A 13,589-nucleotide genomic window follows, 5' to 3' on the forward strand; every position below is an offset into this window, starting at 1 on the left:
TTATCCTTCGTACTGTGATTCGAACTTAACAACTTTGAATTTGATAGTAGCACCTTCGTGTACCTTTTGTAAGCCTTCTAAAACGACTTTGTCGCCTTTTTTCAAGCCTGAACGTACAAGCCAATAGTCTTTATAAGTACGGCCAAGTTCAACACTTTTTTGAGTTACTTTTCCTTGGCTATCCACTACAAAAACAGAATAACGCCCTTGGAATTCCATGATAGCTCTTTGTGGAACCAGAATACCGTTTGGAACGATATCAATAACAGATCTTACTTTTGCAAATTGTCCTGGTCTAATTAAACCATCAGTATTAGGGAATGTTGCTTGAATAAGCATTGCGCCTGTATTTGCGTCAACATTTCTGTCAAGAAAATCATAATGTCCTTTTTCAGCATAAACAGTATTATCAGAGAAAATTAATTCTAACTTATCGGTTTCTTCATCATTTGACCTAGCTTCTTTCTTGCCGCCGTTTTTCTCTCGGCTAATAGCATATCTAGCTAGTTTCAGATAATCATTTTCAGTAATAAAGAAACGAACGTTTACAGAGTCAATTCTAGAAACTGTATTTAAGATAACTGGGTTAGGATCTCTACCTACGAATTCACCAACTTTAGCTTCAGTTCTACCAATGATACCATTAATTGGAGATTCGATAGTAGTATAACCAAGTTCGATTTGTGCCATTCTTAGGTTGGCTTTTGCTGCAGCTACCATAGATTCAGCAGCACCTTTCTCTGCTAAAGCTGCATCAAGATCAGATTTTGAAACGGCATTTTGTTCTGCCAAAGGTTGAATTCTGTCTAAATCATTAGATGCTCTGATTAATGTTACTTCAGCTTCTGCTAATTTACTTTTTAGCATTGTTACTTCAGCAGCATATGTTTGAGGATCGACAGTATATAGAAGTTGTCCTTTTTTTACTCTACTACCTTCTTTGAAGTGTATACCTTCTAAATAGCCTTCAACTCGAGAACGAATTGGGATATCTTTTGTACCGTACACTTGTCCCACAAATACCTTTGATAAGGGAACGTCCTGTACCAACACTTCGGTAACCGGTATTTCTACTTGAGGGATCTTAAGTTGCTTTTTTGCTTCATCGCCACCACATCCAATAAGGAAGTAAGATGTGAATGTCAGTGCTATAAGTTTAAAAGCATTATTAAAGAAATTAGATGTCATTATATTAGGTCGTGTAGTTTGATGTTATATGGACTATATAATCCAACAAATCTATGAAATATTTGTTAATGATTATTCTGAAACCCAAGAAAAACTACGTTTTACGGCTTTTTTCCAGGATTTAATTCTCTTTTTACATTCTTTCTCTAGAATTTTTGGAGAGAAGATCTTTTCCTGTTCCCAAATCTTTTGAATTTCATCGATTGAGTCCCAATATCCTATAGATAATCCTGCTAAAAATGCAGCGCCAAGGGCGGTTGTTTCCATGTCTTTTGGACGTACAACATCGACTTGGCAAATATCACTTTGGATTTGCATGAGTAGATTGTTAGCAGAAGCTCCACCATCTACTCTAAGTTCTTTAGTTGGTTTGCCTACATCAGCTTCCATAGCTTTTAATACATCATTGGATTGTAAAGCAATTGCTTCTAATGTGGCTCTAACTATATGTCCTTTCTCTGTGCCTCTTGTGATACCTAAAATTGTTCCTCTAGCATATTGGTCCCAATAAGGAGCTCCAAGTCCGGTTAATGCAGGAACAAATACAACACCTCCATTATCTTTCACTTCTTTTGCTATTTTTTCGGAATGATGTGCTTTTTTTATAATTCCAAGTCCATCTCTTAACCATTGGATCGCAGCTCCACCAACAAAGACACTTCCTTCAAGTGCATAGTTTGTTTCATCTCCAATTTTCCAAGCTATAGTAGTCAATAACTTGTTTTGAGAAGAGATTGCTTTTTTACCGGTATTCATCATAATAAAACAGCCGGTTCCATACGTATTTTTAGCCATGCCTTTGTTGACACACATCTGACCAAATAATGCAGCTTGCTGATCCCCAGCAATTCCTGAGATGGGGATTTTTGATGCAAAAAGTGTTGTGGCAGTCTTAGCATAGACTTCGCTACTAGATTTTACTTCTGGAAGCATGCTTTCTGGAATATCAAAAATCTTTAATAATTCTGGGTCCCATTTGAGATCATGAATATTAAAGAGCATAGTTCTACTTGCATTACTTACATCAGTAACATGAATTTTTCCTCTTGTTAGGTTCCAGATAAGCCAGCTGTCTACTGTACCAAATTTTAATAACCCCTTTTCAGCTTTTTGTCTTGCACCTTTTACGTTATTCAGTAGCCAATTGATCTTACTTGCGGAGAAATAAGCATCAATAATTAACCCTGTTTTTTCCTGAATTTTTTTTGAATACTTTTTTTTGAGCGAGTCGCAAAATTTGGCAGTTCTTCTATCTTGCCAAACGATGGCATTATAAATCGGTTTTCCAGTTTTTGTATCCCAAATAATTGTTGTTTCTCTTTGGTTGGTAATGCCAATAGCTGCAATGTCTAATCCTGTTAAACCAGCCTGAGCAACAACTTCTGCGGAAACACTAGCTTGTGTAGACCATATTTCTTTGGGATCATGTTCAACCCATCCGGGTTTAGGATAAATTTGTTTGAATTCTTTTTGGGCAATACTGTTTATTCGTCCTTTGTGATCGAATAGTATGGCTCTAGAGCTTGTAGTTCCTTGGTCTAAAGAGAGTATAAATTTATGTTTTTTATTCATAAGAAGGTGATAGCTGTTTTATTGGTTACAGATTATTCCTTCTAAATTATAAAATTATACTGTGAAATTGAATCCTATTACTAGAGTATCATCAATGGATTTATGGCTGATGCCCTCAGATGGAGAAATCCAATTGATATATTCTTTTCTTAAAAGATCTTTTTGCACCTCGAATGGAAGGTGAGAATGTTCAAATAAGAATTTTCTAAGGTTTTTCTCTAAGTATTTTTTGTTATGAATGCCTCCAAATTGGTCTCCAAACCCATCAGAATACATATATAATTTAATATCACTAGTGATATTGAAGGTATGTCGCTCGAAAGGTTTTTTGGGAGTAAATAGAGTTTCACCAATAGATCTTCTTGTACCTTTTATGTAAACAGGCTCATTTTCATTAATAAAGTATAAAGGTCTTTTGGCTCCAGCAAAGGAGATAGTTTTAGCTAAAATATCATATACTAGGATAGATACATCCATCCCTGAAATGTCTTTATTTAATGACGATTCCACATCGATTCGCTGATCTAATTCTTCTAGGATTTCATCGGGGTGAACATGACCTTCATCGATAATATCACTTAAAGTTTTTACTCCTAAAGTAGCCAATAGAGAAGCTGGTGCACCATGTCCAGTACAGTCCATCAGAGTGATAAAAATATAATCGTCTTTCTTTTCAATATGGTAAATATCTCCACTTACTTCTTGTAGAGGTTTCCAAAAAATAAAATGCTCAGGTAATGCTTGTTTAGTATCTCTAGGGATTTCAACTATGGAGCGCTGAATTTTACTTGCAAGCTTTAAACTATCCATTAATTCGGAGTGGATAGTTAATATTTCATGGTTTTGCTCTCTAATAAGCTTATAGGTTTTTCTTCCTTTTCTATTGATTAGATAAATGAAGACTAAAAAGGCTAATAGAAGTAAAGAAATCATGATTAAGAATAAATTGATTCTATTCTGGTAAATGATTTTTTCTTCTTTTAATTCTTTCTGCTTATTGAGTTGGTCAATGAGTAAAAGTTGCTGCTTATTTTCAAATTTACTGTTGATGTCTTCAATGATTTTCTTTTGTTCAAGGTCATTGATTTTTTCGTTGACCACTAACCATTTATCCAAGTAGTGGTAAGCCTTTTTATAGTTTTTCTTTTCAATGTAAGATTGATGAAGGTGTTTCAGAATGTTTCTGTATTCTATGGTATAATGGTCCTCATTGTAAAACTGTTCAGCCTTTTTTAGAAGTACAATGGCTTGATCATATTTACCCATATTATAATAGCACTCCCCTTCGATATAGTAGCTTTTATTCAGAATATGATGGTTTTTTATTTCCTTACTTAACTCTTGTGACTTTTTAATGAAAGAAAGAGCTACACTGTATTCTTCTTTCATGATTAGTACATTGGAGATATTCAAATAAGTCTCACAAATTCTATAACTATTGTTTTGTTTTTTGTAAAGAGATAGTGCGATATAGAACTTTTCTAATGCCTGATCAGCTTCTTTTAGTTGATGGTAGATGGCTCCGATATTACTATTAGCACTTGCAATTCCTCTAGGGTAGTCAATTTCTTCTGCTATACTTTCAGCTCTTTCATAAAAGGAGATAGCTTTATTAAAGCTTTTTGTATTGAAATGAACTTGACCAATATTATTAAGAGCGATGATCATATCTTTTTTATAATCTTGCTCTGTATTAATCTCTAAATCTTTAGTATAATATTTTAATGCTTTAGAATAGTTTCCTTGAATTTTATGTATTGCTCCAAGGTTATTTAAAGCAATAGAAAGACCAATGGTGTCTTGTTTATTTTCTAGATGATAAATAGCGGTTTTATAATGATTGATTGCCGAATCGTATTGGTAAAGTGATTTGTAATTTCTCGCCAACTCAATGTAGATGTCGCCAACTTCATCAACATTGTTGGTTTTGTCTACCCAATAAATAGCACTTAAGGCTGACTTTTTACCTTCATTATACTGTTTTAACCTTCGAAATGATCTGGATTGATATAAAAATAAACATGGCAAATGATCATAGTATAATGACTCTTTTGATAAAGAAATACTATTTGATGCACTTTCTAAGGATGCATTGTAATCACGTTTTTTGTAAAGGTCTTTAGTGTGTTGCACAGAGAATTTGATGGAATCTTTTAAAGCATCATTGCTTTGTTCCTTCTGTGTTGTGTCCTCTGATTTTAAAGTAGCTCTATTGTCAAAATTACACCCAAAGGCAATAACGATGAGTAATATGTTAAGTAATCTATTCAGTTTATTTTTATTTAGTCGCGTAAATTAAATGGAAGTAAGTAAGTATCTGTATTTATGTAAAGGTAAAGGATTGATTTTAATTTTAAAAAACCAACCCTTTCCACAAATTTATAATAATCTAAAATAAAGAACCTTGATTGCCATCTGATGGAGGTGCAATACCTAAATGTTCATAGGCTTTCATAGTGACTTCTCTACCTCTTGATGTCCTTTTAATGAATCCTTCTTGAATCAAGAAAGGTTCGTAAACTTCTTCAATAGTTTCAGCTTCATCGCCACATGCTGTAGCGATTGTACTAATACCAACAGGACCACCTTTAAATTTTTCTATAATTGTAGTCAAAATTCGGTTATCCATTTCATCTAAACCGCCTTGGTCAACATTCAATGCACCTAAAGCCATTTTTGAAATATCTAATGTAATCTGACCATCACCTTTGATTTCTGCAAAATCTCTAGTTCTTCTTAGTAGATTATTACAGATACGAGGTGTTCCTCTACTTCTTCTTGCAATTTCGAAGGCAGCATCTTCATTTATAGGAGTATTTAAAATGGCTGATGATCGTTTTACAATTTTAGACAACAGAGCGGAATCATAATATTGTAAACGGGCATTGATACCAAATCTAGCTCTTAAAGGAGCAGTCAATAAACCTGATCGAGTGGTTGCTCCAATTAATGTAAATGGGTTCAAGTCAATTTGTATTGTTCTTGCATTGGGACCAGAATCTAACATAATGTCAATTCTAAAATCTTCCATAGCAGAATACAAATATTCCTCTACAACAGGGTTTAAACGGTGTATTTCATCTATGAATAATACATCGTTTTCCTCAAGATTAGTCAATAGGCCAGCTAAATCACTAGGTTTTTCTAAAACAGGACCTGAAGTGATTTTTATTTCAGCTTCCATTTCGTTGGCAATGATATTCGATAAGGTGGTTTTACCTAAACCGGGAGGTCCGTGTAAAAGCACATGATCAAGCGGTTCATTACGCTTTTTGGCAGCTAAAACGAATATTTTTAAGTTTTCAACAATTTGATCTTGTCCAGTAAAGTCACCGAATGACAGAGGTCTTAATGCTCTTTCAATATCCTTCTCAGCATCAGAGTACCCTGCATCGTCTCCTTTTAAATAGTCTTCTCTCATATCGGTAATTTCTCTTGAAAACAAAGGTAGTAAAATGTTCTCTCTATTTTATGCTTTGTAAAGTGGTGATTGACTGCTAACTTTATCTGATCACTTAAAATATAAAGAATGATTCAATTTAATGAGTTCGTCCTTGACAATGGTTTAAAGGTGTACGTTCATGAAGATCATCATATTGCTTCGGCAGTAGTGAATATAATGTATGATGTGGGCTCGAGAGATGAAAATCCTAATAAGACAGGTTTTGCACACTTATTCGAACATTTAATGTTTGGAGGTTCAGTCAATATTCCTTCATATGATACTCCTTTACAGAAAGTTGGAGGAACTAACAATGCCTTTACTTCTCCTGATATCACTAATTATTACATCACACTTCCAGCTCAAAACTTAGAAACAGCTTTTTGGTTAGAAGCGGATAGAATGTTAAGCCTTTCATTTGATCCAAAAGTATTGGAAGTTCAAAGAAAGGTAGTGATAGAAGAATACAAGCAGAGGTATATTAACCAACCTTATGGTGACGTTTGGCATCATTTAAGAGAGTTAGCATATGAGAAGCATTCTTACAATTGGCCTACCATAGGCAAAGATATTAGTCATATCGAAGAGGCTACAATGGATGATGTTAAAGCATTTTTCCAAAAGTATTATGTACCCTCTAATGCAGTGATGGTGGTGGCTGGTAACGTTAAACTTGAAGAAGTTAAACGTTTAAGTGAAAAATGGTTTGCTTCAATTCCAAGTGGAGTAAAACCAGAAAGAAATATACCAGTAGAGCCTATTCAAACGGCACCAAAAAGAAAAATTGTTGAAGAAAGTGTTCCTTTAGATATGTTGTATAAGGTATGGCATATGGAAGGACGAACTGATGAAAGTTATTATTCAACAGATTTAGTGAGTGATTTATTAGGAAGAGGTAAATCTTCAGTTTTATATCAAAAGCTAGTTAAGAACGAACAGCTCTTCTCAGGTTTAAGTGCTTACATCACTGGATCATTTGACCCGGGATTATTATGCATTACCGGTAAAATGGCAGATGGTGTGACTATCGAAGATGCTGAAGCGGGCTTAAATGACACTTTAAAAGAATTCTCAAGCAAGGAGATTCCTACAGAGAGTTTAGAAAAAGTGAAAAATCAAGCTGAATTCTCAATGACATATGGTAAAACAGAAATTTTACCAAGAGCGATGTCAATTGCATTTGGAGCTACTTTAGGAAATCCAAATCTAATTAATGAGGAAGAAGAAAAATTAAGAAGTGTTACTGTAGAAGAAGTGACATCAAAAGCAAAAAATATACTTACTGAAGATAACTCATCAACTCTTTATTATAAGGCAAAGAAATAATGAGGAACAATTTTTTTTCGTTAAACTTATTCATCTTATTCATTTCGTCTATTACCGTTTCTTATGCTCAGCTTGGTGGAGTTGATGCATTTAATTTTTTGACAGTACCTACCAATGCAAGACAAGTAGGATTAGGCGGATTTTTAATCACATCAGGCTTAGATGATCCCAATGCGATGTTCTACAATTCGGCTCTATTAGGAGAAGAATCTGTGGACAAAGTCGTATTCAATTATTACGATTATCATACTACTGCAGGTATGACCTCTTTAGGTTATGCCAAACAGTTGGGTGGTGGAATTGTGGGCTTTGGTATGGCATATATGGGGTATGGTGAATTTGATGGATTTGACCAAAACGGAAATTATACTGGTACTTATAATGCCAATGACTATTGGCTGCAAGGTAGTTATACTTACAAACAAGGTGTTTTTTCTTTTTCAGCCAATATGAAGTTTGCCGCTTCTAAAATTGAAAGTTATAAAGCTAATGCATTAATGTTTGATATGAATGGTGCTTTCATTCACCCAACAAAAGATTTGGTTGTTGGATTGTCCGTAAAAAATGCAGGTTTTGTAATGAGACAATATCAACCAAATGATACTAGTGAATTACCTTTTGATACCCAACTAGGACTCTCATTTAAGCCAGAACGTATGCCATTGCGATTTTCTGTGACGTATCATCACATTCATCAGTTCGATATTACGTATACAGATACATCCTTAAAAGGAGAACAGGACGCTTTTGGCAATGATTTATATAAAGAACCGACATTTGCTGACAAATTGTCACGACATTTTGCCTTTGGAGGTGAATTTGTATTAGGGAAAGTGGTAAACGTTCGCGCAGGATACAATGTAATGCGTAGAAAAGAAATGATCACTCAAGGTGTCAAAGGAATGGCAGGGATGTCATTAGGAGCAGCCTTGAAGATCAAAAAACATATTGACTTCGGATACAGTGTGGCTTGGTATCATGTAGCAGGACCTACCAATAGTTTAAGTTTATCCATTGCTACTAAAGGATGGGATAAACGTAAAAAAACTGTGATTGAATAAAATATCAACCCTATTAAATAAAAAATTATGCTTGAAAACTCGAATTATTTAACACCAAGAGAGATAGTACAAGAATTAGATAAATATATTATTGGTCAGGCAGATGCAAAGAAAAATGTATCAATAGCGCTTAGAAACCGTTGGCGTAGAATGAATGTAAAGGGTGACCTTCGCAAAGAAATTATGCCAAATAATATATTAATGATTGGTTCTACTGGTGTTGGTAAAACTGAGATTGCAAGACGTTTAGCTAAGGTTGCAAAAGCACCATTTGTTAAAGTAGAAGCATCTAAGTTTACTGAAGTTGGTTATGTTGGTAGAGATGTTGAAAGCATGGTTCGAGACCTTGTAGAGCAATCAGTAGGGATGATTAAAGACCAAAAAAAGGCACTAGTAGAAGAAAAAACACAACAAGCTGTTGAAGATGCAATTCTTGATGCATTAATTCCACCATTAAAAGGAACTCCAACAACCAATGCGAATGGTGAATATCTAAATCAAGATCATGAGTTAAATGAAAAAACTCGTGAGCGTTTTAGAGAAAAATTAAGAGCAGGAGAATTAGAAGATAGAAAAATCGATGTCACTGTTGATAAAAGCTCAAACTCATTAGGTTTTGTAGGTGGTGCTCCAATGGATGAAGGTTCTATGATGAACATTCAAGAAATGATTAACGGAATGCTTCCTAAGAAAACGAAGAAACGTAAGATGACGATCGAAGAGGCGCGTAAAATCTTGGTAGACCAAGAAAGTGCGAAGCTGATCGATATGGATGAAGTGAAAGATGAGGCAGTGAAGTTGGCAGAAAACTCAGGTATCATTTTCATTGATGAGATTGATAAAGTAGCAAGTGGAGGTTCTAAGCAAGGTGCTGATGTTTCTAGAGAAGGTGTGCAAAGAGACCTTCTTCCCATCGTAGAAGGCTCAACAGTAAATACTAAACATGGTGTAGTGAAAACTGATCATATTTTATTTATTGCTGCTGGTGCTTTCCATTTATCTAAGCCTTCTGATTTAATTCCAGAGCTTCAAGGTAGATTCCCAATTAGAGTGGAGTTACAAAGCTTAACGAATGAAGATTTCAAAACAATCTTACGTCAACCTAAGAATGCTTTAACAAAACAGTATGAAGCATTATTGGATGCTGAAGACGTGAAGTTGAGCTTCAATGAAGATGCGTTGGATGAAATTGCTTCTATTGCTTATGAAATCAACGTAGAAGTTGAAAATATTGGAGCAAGAAGATTGCATACTGTAATGTCTCATTTATTAAATGATTTATTATTTGATGTACCAGATGTTATCGGAGCAAATGCTCAGATCGTTGTTACTAAAGAAATGGTAAATGAGCGTTTATCAGGTCTTGTGAAAAACAGAGATTTAAGCCAATATATCTTATAAGATAACGATATGTTTTGTTGAACATACTGTATGATTATACCGTTGTACAGTAGTGATATAAACAATAAAGTCCTTGATGTAGTTTAATAGCATCAAGGACTTTTTCTGTTTTATAAGGTATGGAAAATGATATAATCACAATTGGTTGAAATTTGAAAAATATGATGATTTCAATGTTTGAAGAAATAAGGTTTATATTTAAAAAAGTTCCCAATCATGATATAATCCTATTTATTCTTTATCTAAAAAGGTGATTTTAAGAAATTTTATATGTAATATTATAGAAAGAAAAATAGACTTTTACTTCATCACCAACAAACGAAGATTAGATTAGTAAACAATTGAGAAACCACTTAAAAATAACTTCTCTCTTTCTATCTGTATTCATTTCAATCTCACTCTTCAGTAATTTAAATAAGAAGGCGATGAACTTAAAGTAGGCTTAATATAGTTAACCAACTTTGAACGAATGAGACTCAAAACAACTCTGTGCCTGCTCCTCTCTTTAATCAGCATGACTTTTTCATTAGCACAAGAAAGATTGGTGACAGGTAATGTAACTGACGGTGTAAAGCCACTCCCCGGGGTAACTATTGTAGTTCAAGGAACTAGAAGAGGTGCCGTTTCTGATATCGAAGGTAATTATAAGATAAAATTACAATCAGAAGACAAGGTTTTAGAATTCAACTTTATCGGGATGAAATCTCAGGTTGTTGAAATCGGTACAAGATCAAAAATTGATGTTGTACTCGAAGAAGATACTGAAGAATTAGATGAAGTAGTAGTTACAGCCAATGCAATTGAAAGGGAAAAAAGAACTTTAGGTTATTCTGTAACTTCTGTAAAGGGTGAAGAAGTAGACCGAGTAAAGTCTACAAACTTTCTTAACTCTTTATCAGGTAAAGTTCCTGGTGTACAAATTTCTCAAGCAAGTTCAAATCCTGGTGGATCTACCAGAATTGTCATTAGAGGTACAAATTCATTGAGTGGAGGTAACCAACCACTTATTGTCGTGGATGGTATCCCTGTAAGTAATACGAATGTATCTACGGGTAGTGGTATTCAAGGAGCTTTTGATGCAGGTAATGGTGCAGGTGAAATCAACCCCGCCGATATTGCTTCGGTGACAGTCCTAAAAGGAGCATCAGCTGCGGCACTTTATGGATCAAGAGCTGCGAATGGAGCAATTATAATCACAACTAAAAGAGGTAAAGAGTCTGCTGGACCTACAGTGAGTATCAACTCAAGTGTAAGAGTAGAAAACCCAAATAGATTGCCATCTTTCCAGAATAAATATGCTCAGGGTTATGATGGTAAATACGATAAAAATGCAGAAAATGGATGGGGTCCGATCATAGATGGTCAAGTTGTTCCTATGTACGATTATGAATCTGATATTAATGAACTACCAGAAAGTGAATGGCCCTTACAAACGCTGACTGCTTATCCATCGAATGTAGAAGATTTTTATGAAACAGGTACTTTATTTATCAACTCTGTTGATGTATCTAGTGCGACTGAAAGAGGCGATTACCGTTTGGGTTTTACTTCGATGAATCAAAAAGGTATTGTTCCTGGTGCAGGGTTGGATAGATATACTTTCGCTGTAAATGCTGGTCAACAACTAAGCAAGGTGATTAAGTCTAGAGTCGGGATGAACTATGTAAGTTCTGAAACGAAAGGTTCTGTCTCTCAGGGTGGTAATTCTCCAAATGTGTTGACATCAATTATAAATGGTATTCCAAGAACAACTCCATTAGAAAGGTTACAATTAGTTGACGGCGAACAAAATCCAATTGGTCGTTTCTCAAATTCACCGTATTGGGTAGCAGAGAAAAATGGTAATGATGTAAATGTTAACCGTTTCTTTGGTTTTGGTATGTTGGAAGCACAAGCAACAGATTGGCTATCCTTCAGAGCAAGAGTTGGTATGGACTATAGAGCAGACAAGAGGTTTGCGAAATCTGCAAAAGGAACATTAGGTGCAATCAACGGTTCATTTACCAATGATGATATGGAAAGAACGGAGTTAACGACTTCGTTAATGGCAACTATTCAGAAAGAGTTTAGCGAGAAATTTAAGTTGACGGCGATTGTTGGACATGAGTATAACCAAAGAGTTTTCAAAAGAAATACTCTTCAAGCTTCAGAGTTGTCAGTGTCTGATTTATATACTCCAACAAATGCAAAAAACACAACGAGTACTACCGATTTTGTAGAACAGAGATTATTAGGAGCTTATGGTGATATATCACTTACTTATAATAATTACCTAACGCTGAATGTAACGATGCGTAATGATTGGTCATCAACTTTACCAAAAGACAATCGATCATATTTCTACCCTTCAGCTAGTTTGTCTTTTGTATTCTCAGATGCATTCAATTTACATAATGATGTATTCTCATATGGTAAATTAAGATTAAGTGCCGCTCAAGTAGGTAATGATACAAGTCCTTATCAATTGGATTATTATTACTATCCAAGGTCAAGTTATTTTGGTCAGTATGGTACCACAAACAATTATCCATTTAATGGACAAACAGCTTATTCGGCAACAAATGTGATTCCTCCAGAAAACTTAGTTCCTGAAAGACAGAATTCTTGGGAGATAGGTACAGAACTAGGATTCTTTAACGGTAGAATTGGTGTAGATTTTACTTACTACCAAATAGAAACAAAGAACCAAATTTTAGCTGTACCTACACCTGAATCAACAGGTTATACGACGAAAAGAGTCAATGCAGGTGCTGTAGAAAATAAAGGTATTGAATTGTTGCTTTCGTTTATTCCTGTTAAAACAACAGAGTTTGAGTGGAATTCTCAGATCAACTTTACCAGAAACCAAAATATGGTAACTGAGCTGACTGAGGGATTGGAAAAACTTCAAATTGCATCAGGCTTTAATGGAGTTTCAGTACAAGCTGTTCCAGGTCAATCACTAGAATTACAAGGGGTAGGTTTTAAAAGAGCACCAACAGGAGAAATCTTGGTGGATCCAAATACAGGCTTAAGAATGCAAGGAGATGAAGAAACATTTGGAGAGATCCAACCTGACTTCTTACTTGGCTTTCAAAATAGCTTCACTTACAAAGGAGTGACATTAAACTTCTTGATTGATTGGAATCAAGGAGGTAAAATGATTTCTAGAACAGTAGGAGATTTAAGATACGATGGATTAGCTGAGGAAACGGCACTAAATAGAGAGCAGACTTTTGTTGATAAAAATGCATATATCTTAAATGGAGATGGATCTGTGACACCAAATAATATTGCAGTCTCACAACAAGATTTCTGGCAAGCATATTCAACAAGTGGTGTGGCAGAAGGTTCTGTTTTTGATAAAACTTATGTCAAGCTAAGAGAAGTTAGTTTAGCTTACACATTCCCTAGTACATGGATTCAGAAAAGTAATTTTATCAAATCACTATCACTAGGTTTTGAAGCAAGAAACTTATGGTTGATTTATAGTAAGATACCTCATATAGATCCAGAAACTAGTTTGTTTCAAGCTGCAAGTGATGCTTCTGGTGCTGTTGAAATGGGTAGTTTACCTTCAACAAGAAGCTTTGGTGGTAATATTAAAATCGTATTTTAAT

8 protein-coding genes are annotated in these 13,589 nt (G+C 34.8%); 4 read left to right on the forward strand and 4 right to left on the reverse strand.

The features are described 5' to 3' along the window. The 4 genes from HGP29_RS00660 to ruvB form a co-directional block, all read right to left on the reverse strand. Positions 1 to 1,188, reverse strand: a complete 1,188-nt coding sequence (locus HGP29_RS00660; RefSeq protein WP_168880376.1) for an efflux RND transporter periplasmic adaptor subunit — start codon at positions 1,186 to 1,188, stop codon at positions 1 to 3. 72 nt (positions 1,189 to 1,260) lie between these two features. After that, on the reverse strand, positions 1,261 to 2,760 hold the full coding sequence (gene glpK, locus HGP29_RS00665) for a glycerol kinase GlpK (RefSeq protein WP_168880377.1): 1,500 nt from the start codon (positions 2,758 to 2,760) through the stop codon (positions 1,261 to 1,263). Positions 2,761 to 2,814: 54 nt separating this feature from the next. Continuing rightward, positions 2,815 to 4,893, reverse strand: coding sequence for a tetratricopeptide repeat protein (locus HGP29_RS00670; RefSeq protein WP_168880378.1), 2,079 nt, complete (start codon positions 4,891 to 4,893; stop codon positions 2,815 to 2,817). Positions 4,894 to 5,149: 256 nt separating this feature from the next. Beyond that, positions 5,150 to 6,181, reverse strand: coding sequence for a Holliday junction branch migration DNA helicase RuvB (gene ruvB / locus HGP29_RS00675; RefSeq protein ID WP_168880379.1), 1,032 nt, complete (start codon positions 6,179 to 6,181; stop codon positions 5,150 to 5,152). Between the two features lie 108 nt (positions 6,182 to 6,289). Here ruvB and HGP29_RS00680 point away from each other — a divergent pair, with 108 nt between their 5' ends. The 4 genes from HGP29_RS00680 (at position 6,290) to HGP29_RS00695 (ending at position 13,588) form a co-directional block, all read left to right on the forward strand. Continuing rightward, on the forward strand, positions 6,290 to 7,528 hold the full coding sequence (locus HGP29_RS00680; RefSeq protein WP_168880380.1) for a M16 family metallopeptidase: 1,239 nt from the start codon (positions 6,290 to 6,292) through the stop codon (positions 7,526 to 7,528). Further along, positions 7,528 to 8,589 (forward strand): type IX secretion system protein PorQ, encoded by a 1,062-nt coding sequence (gene porQ, locus HGP29_RS00685; protein ID WP_168880381.1) that lies wholly within the window; start codon positions 7,528 to 7,530, stop codon positions 8,587 to 8,589. Before HGP29_RS00680 ends, porQ begins: the two co-directional genes overlap by 1 nt. A 27-nt stretch (positions 8,590 to 8,616) precedes the next feature. Continuing rightward, complete coding sequence (gene hslU, locus HGP29_RS00690; protein ID WP_168880382.1) at positions 8,617 to 9,990, forward strand: ATP-dependent protease ATPase subunit HslU; 1,374 nt, start codon at positions 8,617 to 8,619, stop codon at positions 9,988 to 9,990. Positions 9,991 to 10,459: 469 nt separating this feature from the next. After that, complete coding sequence (locus tag HGP29_RS00695; protein ID WP_168880383.1) at positions 10,460 to 13,588, forward strand: SusC/RagA family TonB-linked outer membrane protein; 3,129 nt, start codon at positions 10,460 to 10,462, stop codon at positions 13,586 to 13,588. Position 13,589: the final 1 nt, after the last annotated feature.

Source organism: Flammeovirga agarivorans (assembly GCF_012641475.1).
GTDB classification, from domain to species: Bacteria; Bacteroidota; Bacteroidia; order Cytophagales; family Flammeovirgaceae; genus Flammeovirga; species Flammeovirga agarivorans.